The organism is Mesorhizobium sp. M6A.T.Ce.TU.002.03.1.1 (assembly GCF_003997275.1).
In the GTDB taxonomy this organism is placed as follows: Bacteria; Pseudomonadota; Alphaproteobacteria; order Rhizobiales; family Rhizobiaceae; genus Mesorhizobium; species Mesorhizobium mediterraneum.
Map to the genome: position 1 here is coordinate 1 of NZ_RZTI01000140.1, position 15,405 is coordinate 15,405.

Here is a 15,405-nt window from a genome sequence, read left to right on the forward strand (position 1 = left end):
GACCACATTACCGACCTGATCGGATTGCGGCTCGTGTGTCTTTACGAGGACGAGATCGAGCGGATGGGCGAACTCGTCCGCCAGCACTTCAGCGTGATCGAGGTCACCGACAAGACTGCCGAAATCGAAGGCACGGAGAACGCCTTCGGCTACAAGGGCCTTCACCTCGACCTGAAGCTCGACGCGGCCCGCGCGGTGATGCCCGAATACCAGCTCTTTGCGCCCTACCGCTTCGAGCTCCAGATCCGCACGATCATCCAGGACTCCTGGAGCACGCTCGACCACAAGATAAAGTACAAGAAGTCGATTCCCGCGTCGCTCAAGCGCCGCATCAACACACTCGCCGCCCTGTTCGAGCTCGCCGACCGCGAGTTCCGCCAGGTCCGCGACGAGACCGAGCTGCAGATAGAGAAGGCCGAGGCCGAGCCGGAACCGGAGCCGGGCGCGCGGGAGGCCGCGCACGGCGCGGAGCCCGCCGAGCCGACAGGTGAGGCCGACGACATCGTGCGCGGGCAGTATGCTCCGTTGGACGCCTTCAGGCTGCTGCGCGTCGCCCGTCACTTCTTTCCAGACGTCGACTTCGAGCCGAGGAAGGTCGATGGCTTCACTGCGGAGGTGATCGAACGCGAGCCGAAGATCAGCCGCGGGAAGTTCAACAACTACCTCCGGTCGACGATCGGGCTCGTGCGGCGATACAAGGCGCACTTCCTTGAAAGCGGCAGAGGCGAGAAGTTCAACGCGTTCACAGAGATGCGCCACGCGCTCTACGCCGCGAACCCGGACGCGTTCACGAGCATGCTGACCAACGTCGCACGCGAGTCCTTCGACGCCTGGCGCGCCGAGGACGCCAACGAGTAGGCGTGACGCGCCCCCGCCGCGCACCAGGCCGAATCCACGAGAGACGTACTACTCCGTCGCCTTGAACCGACGCGTGGTCAGGTCGACCTCGCCATGCGTGCGCAGCAGCCGTTCGAGCCGCTTGTGGATCCATTCGCGGGAGAGATCGGTCAGCTGCATGCCTGGCTTGCGCAGGTAGGATGCGAACGGATCGGTGTTGCCGCGTCCGGAGCGGACATTCTCCTGCATCGACCGCCACGCGTCCGGACCGAGCGCGCTCAGCATCTCGGCCATTGAAACGCCGACGCCAAGCTCGGCATCGAGGAAGTGCGCGTCATGCACGCGGATGTAGTTCCTTTAGCGCGACTTCCATGGCCTCACGGCGATCTCCTCCTTCGTCGCCACACCCTCGTCGCCGCAGTGGCGCCACCCGGTCGCGTAGCCGAAAATCAGGATGCCGTCGGGCGCGGCAATGCGGGCGATGTACAGCACGTCGCCGTCCTCGATCTGCTGTGGCCGCTGAGCGGTCGGGTAGGTGCAGGCCCAGGCGCAGCCTGATTCCGCCACCATGTCGGCGATCCTGACGTCACGCGGGGTCCGCTCGGCAGAAGTGCCTAGGAACTTCAGGAATGCCTGGTTCGCGAACTCCACGTTCCTGCGCGCCGGCGCCGCAAATGGGCCGCCGGCCCCCTTGGCTCCATGGTCCGGGAATCGCGGCCGCGCGCCTCCCCCCGCCCTTGCGGCCGGCGGCTGCGATCATTTTGCGCCATTCGGCGAGCCGCCGTGTAGTGAGATCGTCACCAGACCTAGGCCACAGGCGGTCGAAATAGGCCTGGCACGCGGCGAGGACCTCCGCCTCATCGGAGACGAAGCCGAACTCGTGGTTGCGTAGCATGCCGGCGTCGGCAACGTTCGCGCTCGTGCCGATCGCAGTCGCGCCGCCGAACGCATTGCCGTTGGGCAGAATCTGAACTTGGAGCTCGTCAGCAGTTCAGGGCCGGAAGCGGACTGCCAGCTTTTAGGATGACTGGGTAAGAAAGCCGACCCTTGCGACCAGCGTAGTGCGGACCGCTTTGCGCCGATAGTGTCGAAAAAGTCTGGTGCTCCGGAGGGGATGCCTCTGAAGTATAAAGGCATTTCTCGCCGCGCGTACTGCTGGAATCAAGATCCACAGGCAGTCCATTTACGGATCGAAATTCTATCCGCGCACGGCCTCGGTCGCGGACTTTTTCAACACTATCCGCCAGAAGCCGACCCTCAAGAATGCGACGCGAACAGCATTGTAGGCAAACGGTCGTATTCCTGACACCCTTTCCGACGCGTTAACCCTAGGTCGGCAAGTATTTTCGGCGGTTGTCGGATAGGTAGTCGACAGATGCCGGCATCTAGACCACCTTCCGAAGGGGAAGCGGAGGTTGAGATGAATGGCTTTGACTGTCATTTGGCAGGGTTGCTAGATCGCCGGACGTTGCTACGCTGGTTAGCTGGGACGGCGATACTACCCGTATTGCCAGGATGTACGACGAGGCCTCTTTCGCCAGGCGCCTGCACAAGCCTTGGCGTGAATAAGGTCATTGACGTCCACTGCCACTTCTTCAATGCCTCTGATGTCTCAGTCGATGGCTTTGTCCGTTATGTCGTCCTGGAGGAAGAGCGGGAACTCGTGGATCCTGGGCCAGCGGTGGCGAAAGTCGGAAAAGTGGTCGGTGCACTCCTTGTTCTGCTGCTAAAAATTCTGACGGCCAGAACTATCCTCGCTGCGGATGAGGCTGAGAATCTTAAACTCAATCGGCAGAGGGAATCGGACAAGGAGCTAGATGCCCGTCAAACCGATGTCGTGTCGGACGCGCTTTTGGTCATCGACAAGCTATACCGAGAGGGGGAGCGGACGAAGGTCGCCACAGCCGGCGGGATGGTCGAACCGGACTACGGCGACCTTCTAAGCCAAATCTATGTCGAGGCGGGCGTTGTGACCGTGAAAGCGGATCAACCGCTCACCAAGGAGCGGGCGGTTCAGGTGACGCGCTCGCTGAAAGGGAGGGGCAGCAAATTAGCCCGCTACATCGACTTTGCGCGTCTGCTCCTCGGCAGTCGCGAGGCGATCGCGCGAGAATACGTCCGGGTCTTCGCGAACAACGGCTGCGTCAAGATGGTGACGCCAAGCTTCCTGGACATGCACAGGTGGCTGGGCGCGCCACCGGCGTCGTCGATCGAGACCCAAGTCGCCGTGATGGATGAACTTCAACAGACGATGTTCGACACTACCGGTATCCATATGCATAGCATGGTTGGCTTCGATCCTCGACGTGCGGCGGAGGACCGTCACGTGATGAAGGTGGTGGAACACGCGATCTTCGACTGCGGTTTCGTCGGCGTGAAGCTGTATCCACCGATGGGCTTCCGACCCATTAAAAACGAAAATTTGCGTGTGCCGGTCAAGCCAACCGGACCCAGTGGGCAGATCCTCGATGACACACTCATTACGCTCTACCGGTGGTGTGCAAAGAAAGGCGTGCCGATCATGGCACATGCTGAGGATAGTCTGGGCGCGGAATGTGAGTTCGGCAAACGCGCGAGCCCTGAATGGTGGGGCCGTGTCCTCGCCCAAGAAGGCCTTTCAAAACTCCGCATCAACCTCGCTCACTTCGGCGGTTTCGACGAGGTGCTCAATGTCGGCAAATACCAACGGAAAGGCCTGCGATGCAAAGGCGACGAATTTAGCGGTGAGGCTTGGGAAGACATCATCGGCAAGATCATAAAAGACGATCAACGAGAATACCTCTTCGCCGACCTGTCCTATCTTAGCGAGCTGGCGATCCCGACCGACGACGATGAGCGGGATAAGAGGCCAGAGATCCTGCGCCTTTTGGAACAGTTCCGGGAGAACTACGATCCTGACGTTCGCCATCTGATGTACGGCACCGACTGGACCATGACCGCGAAGGAGCTCGATAACAATAACTATTTGGAAAACTTGGAAACTCAGATTCGACTCGCAGATTTCACCGACGCGCAGTTGGAGAACGTCTACTGGCGCAACGCTTCTCGATATCTAGGACTGGGCAGGGGCGAGCAAACCCGCGGTCGACTGGAGAGATATTGCCACCATCGTGGCATCGATCCGTTATGGCTCGCCTCTTTCGACACCTAGGTGGACCGTTACACAGTCCGCCCGGCTGGCGGGCGCGCGTCCCTCCGGGAGAGAGGAAGTCGGCCATGATGTTGACGCCATCGAATTCGTACAAGTGACTGCCGACCCTGCTACTCCGCTGCTCGGGCTGCAGGCATCACGACCGCCTCGGCCGGCGTAGAGGCAGCTGACCGTTCCACAAGGCCCCCGAGCAGAACGGCCAAACGTGCCCCCGCCAGAGTCAGTTGCCGGTCGACGACCTTGATCTGCACGTCATAGTATTCTTGGCCGAGCACCGTGTTGTTGGCCACATAGGCGCCTTTGGCGGCATACCAACCTGTTGCCGAAGCTGCCGACGGCCTGAGCAAAAACAGTGCGGACCAATTCAGCTCTTTGACGACGAACGACGCTACGCCGACGTCGGCCACGCGTTCTTGAAGAGCGATTGGCGGGGCTCGATTTCAACGTGGAAGCTATGCCCCGTGCCAGTCGGGCGCCGCTTCGGATCATACCCTATCGGAAGAGGAAAATTCAGCTGCACTTCCGGATAACGCTCCCAGAACAGATATGTGGCCAAGGTCTGCATCTTGGAGCCGATCGGTGAGATCACGAGATCGTAGTCGTCGATAAGCTTGTCGTAGAACGTCTCGAGTGCTGACAGGGCCTCCTGGAAATGGAGCGTCGAAACCACGGTGTCGGCGGTCCGACGTCCCTTCTCGAACTTCCTATGGAGACGGCGGGATAGATCCAGCCGCCATTGAAGTTCGGGCGCGCCGGGATTCCCATACAGCAGCAGCAGCAGCGACGGGTTCACTGTGTCGACCACCCCCGTCGACCGATGCGCCTCGTAGCCCGTCATGATCGCGAGACACGTCTTCGCGTTCTGACTGCGATATCCGGAAAAGGAATCAAGGATAAGCGTTTCGCGCATCTCCAAGGCCATCGGGTCAGGCAGTAGCTCGATATCGCCACCCTGTTTCGCGATCAGCTTGCGGTACTGGCTGAAGGTCGGATTGTATTGCTTGGCGGCTGTGTAGAGCACCGTCATCGGATGCTGATTCCGGACGAACCTCGTGGACTTCAACGCCATGCATGCCGCGTAGCTTGGCATTCCGGAGATGTCGACGCCGAGGCGCACGACAGAGCGCGGCAGTGACGCCAGGAGGCCGCCGAGTTCGTTTTCCATGCGGTTCGGAGCGTCCTGGTGCAGCTCCACGACGTGGATGGCTTCCGGAGCGAACCGCTCCTTCGCGAGAGCGACGTATTGGTCGAATACCTTTCCATTGCCCGGCACGTTGTTGCGGAAGCGGATCAGGACGCATCGCGCGTCCTGATGGAACCTGCCCTCCTTCAACCAGGCGCAAGAGCGCTCCTCGAAGCCGGCCGCGAGGATGATCCCGTTGAGACCCGACGTGACTGCGGGAATGGAACTCGCGACCTGTACGCCCGACCAGTCCGGTCCGCTGATGCCTTCGGGAGACGTCATCGCTGGTCCTTGTAGTGAAAAAGGTCCGCAGTGTGCCTCGTCGCGGTCTCTCGAAGAAGCCTCGTTCCATCTCTGATGAACCGTTCAGGGGTCACCAGCAGTTGTTCGAGCTTCCCCTTCGAAAGCTTAAGATGCTCATCACGCTGGTGCCCGATGCCGAAGGCCGGACAGAATATGCGGTTCAGCACATAGAGCGGCTTCTTCACGTTGTCGTCCCGCGCCCACTGCAGCTTGTTGGCGTCGAGGATGCCGAAGGTGATCAGCCTTTCGAGCATCACCTCGGCCTCGTGATGCAGTTCTTCCAGGTCGTTGCGCTCTATGGCCAGGTGCTGCCGCTTACGCCCCCGTCCGCGCTCGGCACGCAGATACATGCCGAAGGTGGAACCTATCGCGGACGTGGTCGCGAACAGGCGGCGACCTAGGCTGACCTCCTTCCCGAGTATCGTGACCGCGCCCGGGATCTGACTGAGAGATTCCAGGCGCTTTTCAGAGATCGTTCGGATCGCGCGGTCCTGATAGCGCGGGGATACGACCTTCGGATCGCTGTCCTTGTCGATCCCAGCGACGGCGAAGATTTCCGAAACAAGCTCAAGCAGGTTTCGAGGCGTGCGATCGGCGATGTTCCAGACCGTCGTCCAGCCCGAATAGTACGCGTTCTTCGCGCGCATCGCGAGCAGCTGCAGGAGCTTCTCATGGCTGATCTGTTCGTCGCCCAGGTACCGGACGATATCAGTCGCCGCGTAATTGAACGCTTCCAGACGCTGCTGCACGATCTTGCGGAAATAAAGCTCCAGGTCCTCGCGCCTCAATCCGCCTGCGCCCGAGCCGATGAACAAGATCTGCGAGATGTCGCGCTCCAGATAGTCCTGTCCCTCCTCGAGCGCCTTGCCGTCCGAACTCATGAACCGAAACGTCAGTTTCTCGGCGGAGAGCTTCACGCAGAACACAGGATTCGAACTCAGCATCAGGTCGTTGATGACCGCCTGTACGTTCGAGGGCACGTAAGGGGTGCCAGCGTCGTCGAAAAGGATCTGGAAACGGGTCCGCGTAAGCTCAGGGAAGGTCCGTCGTACCGTTTCGAGAAACCGGATCAGGGTCAAAGCGTCATGCCGGGCCGTTATTGTAATCGGCCGCTCCAGCTTGGCGATCTCGTCCATCTCCACCCGGTTCATCGACGCCACCAGGTTGTCCAGTTCGGACTGGACAGCCAGGTCAACAGATACCAAGCCAGGCCGAGGTACGAGATCGTCGAGGAAATTGCGAAGGCCGTCGAGCGAAGCCGCCTGACGCAATCGGTTCGACGCCACGCCGGCCGATATCACCTCGAGTATGCGCCGCACGATCTTGATGATCATCAGGTTCGTGATCAGCACTCGGCCGCTCTCGTCGGACCATTCCGCCCGCTTCGCGAGAGGCCGGAACTCGCCCTGTCGGCATGGAAAGTAGATGCCGAAGATTTCCCTGAAATCCACGGTTCCGGACGCGGCCGCCGGGAAGAACCCGAGGGAGGCGAGATAGGTGGACTTTCCCGACCCCCGGTTACCAGAGACATACACGTTGGAAAAGCCCTGGATCTTGTCCATCAACTGCTCGAGCGGGACGAAGAGGCGCACCGCCATTTCCGGGTCGGTCATTTCCTCGTAGCGCTGGAGCCTGAAGGAAACAGGATTGTGGAAGCGCTCTCCCAGGAAACGCTCCTTCTCCTCGAGATACATCTCGTAATCGCGCTCATCTTCCAGAATCTCGCAGACGCGTTTGAAGCTGGTGGTGTCCGGGGACAGCATTTGCTCGATGCGACGGTAGTTTCTGGTTCCGATGTACTTGCGAAGTGACGAGCGCGGGACGGAAGCGCGCTGAGCCGCGAGAAGCCGCCAAACGTGTTGCTTGAAGTTCGAAAGGTCGTTGTTCCGGCAGATTTCCGACGAGACGCTGCCCATCGCGTCGAAAGAGATGTCGATGATGGTAAAGCGAAGCCGGAACTCCCGCTCGTCGACGATGATGTTCGCCTCGTGAAGGTCGCCGTGGTAGGCACCGACGTCCTCGAGAGCGGCGAGAGCCGACCCGACCTGGCGGGCGAAAGCGATAGCGACCTGCGAGTTGAGATGGCGGTTCTCGCGGGACAGGAATTCCTTGAAGGTGATGCCCTCGGCGAACGGAAACACGAGGCACTGGACGTCGACCTCTTTCCCGAGCGCATCGATCATTGTGGTGTCAACCAGATCTATGGGCTTCAGGATGCTCGTGTCGTCCGGCAATCCGGAAAGCAGTCCGACCGATCCGAGCATGTCGTTGGAAGCGCCTGGACGGACCAGCTTGAGAACGAACCGGCTTTGGAGAAGCCGATGGATCGCTTCGACGACGATCGAATTCTTGCCAACGGAGATGATCGCCTTGGCTTCGTACTTCATGCCGAGCGTGCCGAGGATTCCTCGCGACGACACCGACGGGCGAAGCAGCAGCCGAGACAGGAACAGGATTCCCTGCCGGGTCAGCCCGACCGCAGGGCCGTCGCGCTCGACGAAACCGTGCCGCTCGAACGTCGCAATCAACGGCGAGGTCGGATTCGCCCGGTTGGCTCGCCAGTCATAGTCGAGCGTCGATAGAACCCGATCGAGATCCGGCCGCGCGACAAGCTCCAGCAAGTCCGTACTGGCGGCGATGACCTTGTTGGTCTGGGCGAAGTCCGGGTAGTTCTCGCTCACAGCAGGAACTTCATTTTTTGGATCTGGGAAACGCGTTTGAGCACCTTCCCATATAGATGGCACTCGTCGAGATCAGTTGGATAGTTGAAGGCCTCGAAATGCGCGCCGATATCGACGGCATTGTCGCAGGCAGAACGGACTAAACCTTGATGGTGGGCGCTGTCCTGGAACAGGAGAGCCTTGGCCGCGAGCTGCGGCTTCAGCGAAATCATCGTCGCCTCCACGATCGATCCATATGATTCCACCAACGTCACTATGAGATCATACTCCTTCATGATGATCAGTTCTTGGAACACCGCGTTTCCCGACGGTCCGCCGAGATTGGGATCGACGAGTTCTTCGGCGTATTTTACGAAGTGACCGAGGTTCTCGAGTTTCACCCTAATCTCGATCCGCTTGTTCTGAAATTTCGCCTCCCGCTCGTGTTGAGACGGAGTATGGACTTGCGGCCCGAACACCAGAATCTTGAGCTTGATTGCGTCTGTGACTTCGAGGACGGGATTGGTCATGTGTATCCGTGACACGGAACAAGGATTCGCGCAGGTTTGCCTGCGACGTAACGATCTGTCCATATCGCATCAGGTCGGATTGTGCTACGTGGCGACCATCGGTAAGCTTTGGATACCGTGATTTGCGAGGCCGGTACCGGGCAGCGCCCCGGCATCCGGGGCGGCGATGTCTAACACTTTCAGAACCGACGGTCTCAAGACGTCCTCGACGGTCTTCCGTTCGGCCGTCGCGTGCCTCCGATGAAGATCGTCGAAATGTTCTCGGGTTGCAGGTCAGCGCTGCCATTTACCTGAGCCCGCCCGTCACCATGTTCTGGGCCTGGATGCTGTTCTCGGAGCCATTCACACCAGCGATGTTCCTGGGCTTGGCTGTGACGCTGGTGGTGTCTGGCTGACCTCGCGCGGATAAGTCCTGCTGCATTCCGGCCGAGCGGACGATGTTACCTTCGCTTCGCTCCAGATGGCGAAGCCGGATGCCAGCTAACCTTAAGAGGTGACTAGGCCGCTGCGCCAATGTCCGCTTCAGCACCTAGAGTGCCTAAAGCTGTCGGTCTGCTGCCGGCCCGTGCCAGTCAGCAGCACGCCTCATGTCGGCCATAGAGCCAAACTTTGCCTCCACCAAGAGGCAGACATCGCGGGTAACCATGCTGGAAGTCTTGGTCGCGCCAGGAGCACACTTGGCGCCGATGCACCGAACGGCAGCTTTCAAAGAACAAACTGCGAAAGCAGAAGTTCAGGGGCCGGACCGATGTCCCGATCTAGCCGGGCCGTGATCGCGGACTATGAGCTTGCACCGCAACCCGCGGAATGCTTGTCCCAACGTCCGACGCGCTGGCGACTGAACGGAGTAGCGGTACACCCTTTTCTTCGTGGCCCGATACTTTCCGCCAGGGATCAGGCCTGATAACAGCAATATTTCTAGTGCGGTTCGCAATTTTTTCTTGTCCCTTAGTTGAAATGATGCTTCTCTAAAGCTAAGTGCGACATCGTTTCTCGGTTGTTGCATCCGTTGGGGAGAGGGCTGAATGAGGCGCGCGCGGTTCTTTGCGCTGTCCTGTATATTTGTGGCAGGCTGCGGCTCTGTTCCAAATACAGGCCTCGACGGCTCCAGTATTGCGACGGTCGTTTCTCGCGGCGATCGCGGAGTTTACAGGGGTTTCGACATACAGGCTGTAAGGGATAGTTCGCTCAAGGCGTCGGAAGCCATTTTTAGGAGCGTGCACCCAGGCGCGTCGGAAAGTGGTTACGGTTATACAGAATGGACATATGTGCGCACGGTCGATCTCGACCACGCAGGAGTACTTTCGGGTCGTTACAACCTGTCGCCAGAAATCCGCCGCTTTTTCCGTGAGTGTGCCCCCGTGCTGGATCTCCAGGACCCTTCCGATGCATTGCGATCGGGCAGTCTCCCGCAACTGGGCGTGGATCGTCTGGTGCTCACGCGTCTACGGTGGCGCACCGAGCTCGGGCCGGGCCCCAACCGATTCGAAACTGCGCGAGTTACCGGCGCGGAGTTGGAGGTGCTCGGCGCGACCGCTGCGGCGATGTCCAAGGTGACGTTTGATGTCAAGATATCTTCGCGCGTGGCGAGCAGCGAGGGCGGCTCGTTCACGGTGCTTGCGCGCAAGCTCGCGGATCAGACTTTTGCCGACGTGCACGCCGATTGCGGCACGCAGACGCTCGCGGCATCCGCTAGAGCCCTTGGCGGAACGGGTTGGTTCCCGCGCGGCGGCGTCAACAACATCAAGGTGGAGATCGAGGAACGATGAGTTCCGGAATGTCGAACCGAACGGGCTCGCCCCTGTCATTTCGCGTCAGAGTCAGCCGTGCCAGGGGACCGAGATTTTTGTGGGGCGGCAACGGCGTTGTGGATGCCCTTGCCGGGACGAACGTCTATCTTCTGGTCCGGGTCGACGAAAGGGGAGAGGCTACCGTTTTCAGTAAAAAGCCGACCGCGGCAGCACCGGGGGTCATATTTGCGACACTCCAGCCCGGCGAAAGTTTTCTGACTCCCGTCGACAACTGTGTGGGGATCATCGCCGAGTGCGCTGAGGACACGTTCGTCGACTGCGCGTTTGTTACCAAGGCTTAGGGGGAAGACGATGCCACTCACGGCAAAGGTCCGCAGCTTGCGCGCTCGGGCGAGCCAGTCTTCCGATCTCAGTTTCAACATGGCCGGCGTCATCGCCGCGAGAAACTACGACTTTACGAGCGGAGGGGGTTCTGCCCACCTCGGCAAGAACGTTCAACACTTTGATATCAGCGGCAACCTATACAGCCACCTTGGCGAAACCCTGCCGGCCGGCGGCGGGCTCGAAGCGGGAGCGCGCCTGAAATTCGACGGGGCGGCGATCGTCCAGCTGCTGTCGGTTCCGGGCGCCACCGCGCCTGCGCCCTATCTTTTCGCGCTTCGCAACGAGACGTTGGCTGCGGCGCTGAACCAGGCGGTTGCAAAGCGGGAGAATGCTTTTCTGGAGCGTTACAAGCACGTCGCCCAGACTGCCGCCAGGCTCCGGGCGAGCTATCCCGAAATTGTGTGGCATCTGAAAGAGCTGCTCACCAAGACACGCGCCCGCTTCATGGCGCTGGATGCAGAGTACGCCGGCGATGCTGTCGGGATTCGTAAATCGACGACCGCCGTCCAGACGGTAAGCGCCGACTATGCGGTCCAGACGGAGAACGTGACGACGTCGACCACGCTGGCGACCTGGAACGCCGCCATGCCGAATGACGCTCCGGTCGGCACCGAGATCGTGACTGTCATACAAGACCCTGGAAACACCCCCCTTCAGAAACACGCTATGCCCAATTCGGCAAGCCTACCTCGCGTGCGCAACGCAGCCGGTCAGTGGGTGCTTGTCGATACGCCGGAGTTCGTGAGCCAGAAGATCGGTGGCACCACAACATCGATCGGCCAGCAGCTTACCAGCACACCCGATCCGCGTTACACGCATCCGCGCCTCGACAATGAGGTCGATTTCCATCAGTCGAGTCAGGCGGTCCACGGCGAACTGATCAAGCAGGAGCTTGCGAGCTTTCGTCTCGCTCACATTGAACGTATCATGGCCAACGAGCTCGAGGCGATCGACCTCGAGATCCGAGCCCTTCAGCTCAATCTCGCCCACACCTACCTGCTCTCGCCTTTCGATGGGGTTGTCACAGCACTCTACAAGGACGTGGGCGAAAGCATCGAAGCCGGCGAACCTGTCCTCAGGATCGAGAACGATGCGGTCCTGCTGCTTGTCGGCCAATTGCAGGCTGCCGGAATGGTGCGCCTCGGCGCAGCAGTGACGATCGCCTTCGAGGAGGCGGAAACAGGCGTGCAGCGCCAACTCCCAGGTACGGTCGTTTCTGTCAGGGGTCACGAAGCTGACGATGACGAATGGGATATCATCGTTCAGACGGCGAACCCCCAGATGGGGGCCAGTGGGCGCATGGTGCCTCTGAACTATCAATTCGACCCTGATTCCACCGTCGTGACGATCGCCTAATGCCACCTCCCCAGCCAAGTCCTCCGCGTTTGTGGGGTCAAGACGCGGCCGAGCGCGAGCTGTCTCGCGGCAGTGACTACCTGCGCCTTACGTGGGATCTGGTCGCCGGCGCGACAGACTACGAGTTGAGGGTAGACGGGGGACCCGAGCAGTCCGCGCCGCCGGGCACGACCGTCGCGGGATTCCAGCCCAACTCTCTGCACGCATTCGATGTGAGGGCCGTTGACGGCACTGGTTCGTCGCCGTGGTCGCCCGTGTTCGAGATGGTGACGCGTCCGCCGACGCCCGCCGCTCCCCTGCAGGACGAGGCTGCACCCACTCTTTGGGGCGTTTCTTTACTCTGGTCGGCAAGCGGCTCTTTCCCCGGCGGCGGGGTCGCTGCGATCGAGGTCTGGCGGCGATGGAACGGTACTGAGGCCGTTGTTGCGTCCGGCGCGCCGTTGGCGAGCATCAAGCTTGATGAGGACGATCCGAAAATGATGCCGAAGCAATATTGGCTTCGCATTGTTGTGCCTACCGCAGCTGTGCCCGGCAACCCCTTGCCTGGCGACAACGTGTCGTTTTCCAGTCCGGAGTTGTCGGCCAGAGGCCCTATCGTTCACAGGGCGGTCATTCCCCGAGGTCGCTCGCGGTCTTCTGCTCTCTTGTGGCGGTCCCACTATCCCGGAGTGTTCTGGAGATGAACGTTGACACGTTGGAACGTCTGCCTGTTGAAAGATTCACGAGGCCTACGCCATTGGAACGCTCCGTGATCGAGCGCCGAGGTATAGGCGATACCGCCCGCGTCGCAATGCATCATCAAAAGGTCCTGGACGATCGCCCCGAGCGCGCCCGCCTGGACACCGAAGGATGGCGTGCCGCGGCTGCCGGGACCACGGCTTTTGCGCCCCCGGATGTGCCGACCTTTAAGTCTCCGCCATATACGGGCGCGTGGGAACGAAGCGACCAGCCCAGAATGGCAGGGGGGTTTTTTCCGTCGCCTCCTTGGGCAGGCGGGGGCGTGGAGCCGCCTGGCGCCAATGAGGTGCCGGAGGTGCGCCGCGATGCGCGTGCCGGCCTGTTTCCCGGCAATGGCAACATCTTCGGCAATTTTTTCGGATGGGGTGAGACCGACCCTGCGCTGAATCCCGTCAGCCCCGTCGACCTCACGGCTTACTACCACGACATGGAGTACGGCGCGATCCAGGAGAAATACGGTGCCAACCCAGATCCCGTAAAGGCGTGGTTTGAGCCCTTTTCGCGTTTCGACCAGCCGGAGTTTATGTACGACCTCGCGATGGCCGATCTTCGCTTCAACGAAAATTCATGGAGCTTTATCGGTCAGGGCATGGACCAGGGATTCTACAGGGGCGCCCCGGGCCTTCTGGCGACCGACATCCTCCTAGCGTCTACCGCATGGCTCTTTCATAGCGGTTTGGCAGGGGTTCGACTCGCCTTCTATTCGGCGCAGGTGGTCTTCGGCGGCATATACAAGCTATTTACCGGCGAGATGTCACTCGGGGATTATCTTAAGAGCCTGTTAGAAGGCGGCGCCAAGCTTCTCTCGGCCGCAGGCTACTTCGTTGCAGGCACCGTTAGGGGTTTGTGGGCTTTTGGCACTGCAACAATGAGGGGCATTGCCCGCGACCCGGCTCGCGGCTTGACGGGCGCGTTCATCGGGGGTGCGATCGGCAGCGTGTTCGGACCGGTCGGTACTGTCGTCGGTTCGATCATTGGCGGTGCGATCGGTGGGAGTGGAGGGTGCTTTATCACCACGGCGGCGTGCGAGGTTCACGGGCTGCCGGATGATCATCAACTTCTGGAGGAACTGCGGCGTTTCCGCGATGGATACATGGCCCGTGATCCGGCTGCACGGGCGCTCGTTGAACTGTACTATGATGTTTCCCCTGAGATTGTCGCAGCGCTTCGAGTTCGGCCTGATAAGGAACGCGTATACCGTCACCTGATGACCCAGCATATCGTCCCTGCTCTCGATAGCATCCGGCGCGGACGCTACCGCCTCGCCTTGCGGCAGTATCGTGCGATGCTGATCAAGGCCGCCACGATGGCTCGGTTGCGCCAGCGGGTCGGAACTCTGCCGGCCATTGATCGCTACAGGTCGCTACCGGATTGGGATCCGGCGACCTCCTGAAGGCGTACACCCGCGAGCGGCTGGTGTGATCACGCGATGCCCACAGGTTTTCGGAAGCATCGTCCTGGCGCAACCGCGACCTCCCCCGGTGATGTCCGCTTTCAGGCGTGGCAGCGCCGAGTTCAGCGGCCGACATGCGGCGCAAAACAGCTCTTCGTTCGGCGTCTCACGAAGGTCGCGTTTGGGTCCAACTCACGACATTCAGCGTTCCGAATTGCAAGTCCGCTTTTAGGTGTTACACCGGCTGACTCCAACGGCCGGTATGGAGGCGCATTGCTGAGATTCGCAACGCGGACAATGAAGGGCACCGATGCAGATCGCGTCATGCGACGCTCCCAACTGAACAGCCGCAATGAGGTCGTCTCCCGCCATTCCCAATGGGTACCAAGTTTCAGATTATCATCACTGATTTAGGTCTCGCCAAACCGCTATCTTTAGCCCTGTCCCCCTGGAAACATACTGCCGATCTCATAAGGAAGGAGATGCATTCGCCAGTGATGAGACCCACGGCAGCATAAAAGTTCTTTCCCTGGAGTCTCGCGAAAATGGCTCAGCAGCCGGTCCGGGATCCTCGAGTTCGCAAAAATTAACTCGACCCCCTACTACCCGGTCTTGGCGGCAAAAAAGCTGGCGCCTTTTGATCCGCTCAGCCCCTAGAGAGGGGAATAGTTGCGCCATTTTCTCTTTCCTTTTCAAAGTGTTACTTGTTGACGAGGCCGAGGTGCGGCCCTACACTGTCCCGAGAACTGAACCAGGGGACCATCCATGCTCACATTTGGCCCGATGATCGTGCTCGCAGTGATCGCCATTGTGGCGGTGATCGGCCTTATTCCGGAAACCGCTGAAGATGCTGCGCTCAAGTTCCGCCGCCAGTGTCGAGCCGACGGAATGGGCTTTGCCGAGACGGAGGCGGCAATCGGCATTCGCACGGCATTCGTTCGGCTGCGCCGGCTGGGGTCCGACCAATGCGTTGCGCAGGGCGGCAAGATGGATCGTGATCAGATCAATCAGATCGCCGCCCACGTTGCCATCGGCCTTGCGGCCGCTCACGGGCGGGAAGCTGCGAAGGCTTTTGTTGGCTGGATCGACGCTTGCCCAGATGAGGAGATGCTATACGAC

13 protein-coding genes and 1 pseudogene are annotated in these 15,405 nt (G+C 60.3%); 8 read left to right on the forward strand and 6 right to left on the reverse strand.

Features of this window, described 5'->3' with window-relative positions:
• Positions 1-858: (p)ppGpp synthetase (locus tag EOC93_RS28155; RefSeq protein ID WP_127206246.1), on the forward strand; the 858-nt coding region annotated here is incomplete at its 5' end.
• Positions 859-906: 48 nt separating this feature from the next.
• Here the strand turns inward: EOC93_RS28155 and EOC93_RS28160 are convergent.
• On the reverse strand, positions 907-1,179 hold the full coding sequence (locus EOC93_RS28160) for a hypothetical protein (RefSeq protein ID WP_127206247.1): 273 nt from the start codon (positions 1,177-1,179) through the stop codon (positions 907-909).
• A gap of 15 nt (positions 1,180-1,194) precedes the next feature.
• Positions 1,195-1,488, reverse strand: coding sequence for a hypothetical protein (locus EOC93_RS28165; RefSeq protein ID WP_127206248.1), 294 nt, complete (start codon positions 1,486-1,488; stop codon positions 1,195-1,197).
• Between the two features lie 910 nt (positions 1,489-2,398).
• Here EOC93_RS28165 and EOC93_RS28170 point away from each other — a divergent pair.
• On the forward strand, positions 2,399-3,988 hold the full coding sequence (locus tag EOC93_RS28170; RefSeq protein ID WP_164759303.1) for an amidohydrolase family protein: 1,590 nt from the start codon (positions 2,399-2,401) through the stop codon (positions 3,986-3,988).
• Between the two features lie 110 nt (positions 3,989-4,098).
• Here EOC93_RS28170 and EOC93_RS28175 read toward each other — a convergent pair whose 3' ends face one another.
• Genes EOC93_RS28175 through EOC93_RS28185 form a run of 3 tightly spaced genes read right to left on the reverse strand, consistent with a single transcriptional unit; the run spans position 4,099 to position 7,738 of the window.
• Entirely contained in the window at positions 4,099-4,395 is a 297-nt protein-coding gene (locus EOC93_RS28175; protein ID WP_127206250.1) for a hypothetical protein, read from the reverse strand.
• On the reverse strand, positions 4,377-5,453 hold the full coding sequence (locus EOC93_RS28180) for a hypothetical protein (RefSeq protein ID WP_127206251.1): 1,077 nt from the start codon (positions 5,451-5,453) through the stop codon (positions 4,377-4,379). Before EOC93_RS28180 ends, EOC93_RS28175 begins: the two co-directional genes overlap by 19 nt.
• A complete protein-coding gene (locus tag EOC93_RS28185) occupies positions 5,450-7,738 on the reverse strand; it encodes a protein kinase family protein (RefSeq protein ID WP_164759304.1) in 2,289 nt (762 codons plus the stop codon). Before EOC93_RS28185 ends, EOC93_RS28180 begins: the two co-directional genes overlap by 4 nt.
• A 57-nt stretch (positions 7,739-7,795) precedes the next feature.
• Here EOC93_RS28185 and EOC93_RS34255 point away from each other — a divergent pair, with 57 nt between their 5' ends.
• The gene (locus EOC93_RS34255) at positions 7,796-8,056 is read left to right on the forward strand and encodes a hypothetical protein (RefSeq protein WP_164759305.1); all 261 of its coding nucleotides are present in this window, start codon (positions 7,796-7,798) and stop codon (positions 8,054-8,056) included.
• 95 nt (positions 8,057-8,151) lie between these two features.
• Here EOC93_RS34255 and EOC93_RS28190 read toward each other — a convergent pair whose 3' ends face one another.
• A complete protein-coding gene (locus EOC93_RS28190; protein ID WP_127206253.1) occupies positions 8,152-8,664 on the reverse strand; it encodes a hypothetical protein in 513 nt (170 codons plus the stop codon).
• A gap of 269 nt (positions 8,665-8,933) precedes the next feature.
• On the opposite strand from EOC93_RS28190, the pseudogene EOC93_RS35050 reads away from it, so the two are divergent.
• The 5 genes and pseudogenes from EOC93_RS35050 to EOC93_RS28215 all read left to right on the forward strand — a co-directional run.
• A pseudogene (locus EOC93_RS35050) lies at positions 8,934-9,073 on the forward strand (EamA family transporter); the annotation flags it as partial.
• Positions 9,074-9,689: 616 nt separating this feature from the next.
• Positions 9,690-10,433: a hypothetical protein gene (locus EOC93_RS28200; protein ID WP_127206254.1), complete on the forward strand. Its 744-nt coding sequence runs from the start codon at positions 9,690-9,692 to the stop codon at positions 10,431-10,433.
• 333 nt (positions 10,434-10,766) lie between these two features.
• Positions 10,767-12,155, forward strand: a complete 1,389-nt coding sequence (locus EOC93_RS28205; RefSeq protein WP_127206255.1) for an HlyD family secretion protein — start codon at positions 10,767-10,769, stop codon at positions 12,153-12,155.
• A gap of 679 nt (positions 12,156-12,834) precedes the next feature.
• Positions 12,835-14,286, forward strand: coding sequence for a bacterial transcriptional activator domain-containing protein (locus tag EOC93_RS28210; protein ID WP_127206256.1), 1,452 nt, complete (start codon positions 12,835-12,837; stop codon positions 14,284-14,286).
• A gap of 783 nt (positions 14,287-15,069) precedes the next feature.
• Positions 15,070-15,405: hypothetical protein (locus EOC93_RS28215; protein WP_164759306.1), on the forward strand; the 336-nt coding region annotated here is incomplete at its 3' end.

Bases quoted from the DNA above. Each gene is read 5' to 3' on its own strand.
- EOC93_RS28185 (WP_164759304.1), bottom strand. From the start codon at position 7,738: ATGCTCGGATCGGTCGGACTGCTTTCCGGATTGCCGGACGACACGAGC.
- EOC93_RS34255 (WP_164759305.1), top strand. From the start codon at position 7,796: ATGGATCGCTTCGACGACGATCGAATTCTTGCCAACGGAGATGATCGC.
- EOC93_RS28210 (WP_127206256.1), top strand. From the start codon at position 12,835: ATGAACGTTGACACGTTGGAACGTCTGCCTGTTGAAAGATTCACGAGG.
- EOC93_RS28180 (WP_127206251.1), bottom strand. From the start codon at position 5,453: ATGACGTCTCCCGAAGGCATCAGCGGACCGGACTGGTCGGGCGTACAG.
- EOC93_RS28200 (WP_127206254.1), top strand. From the start codon at position 9,690: ATGAGGCGCGCGCGGTTCTTTGCGCTGTCCTGTATATTTGTGGCAGGC.
- EOC93_RS28190 (WP_127206253.1), bottom strand. From the start codon at position 8,664: ATGACCAATCCCGTCCTCGAAGTCACAGACGCAATCAAGCTCAAGATT.
- EOC93_RS28205 (WP_127206255.1), top strand. From the start codon at position 10,767: ATGCCACTCACGGCAAAGGTCCGCAGCTTGCGCGCTCGGGCGAGCCAG.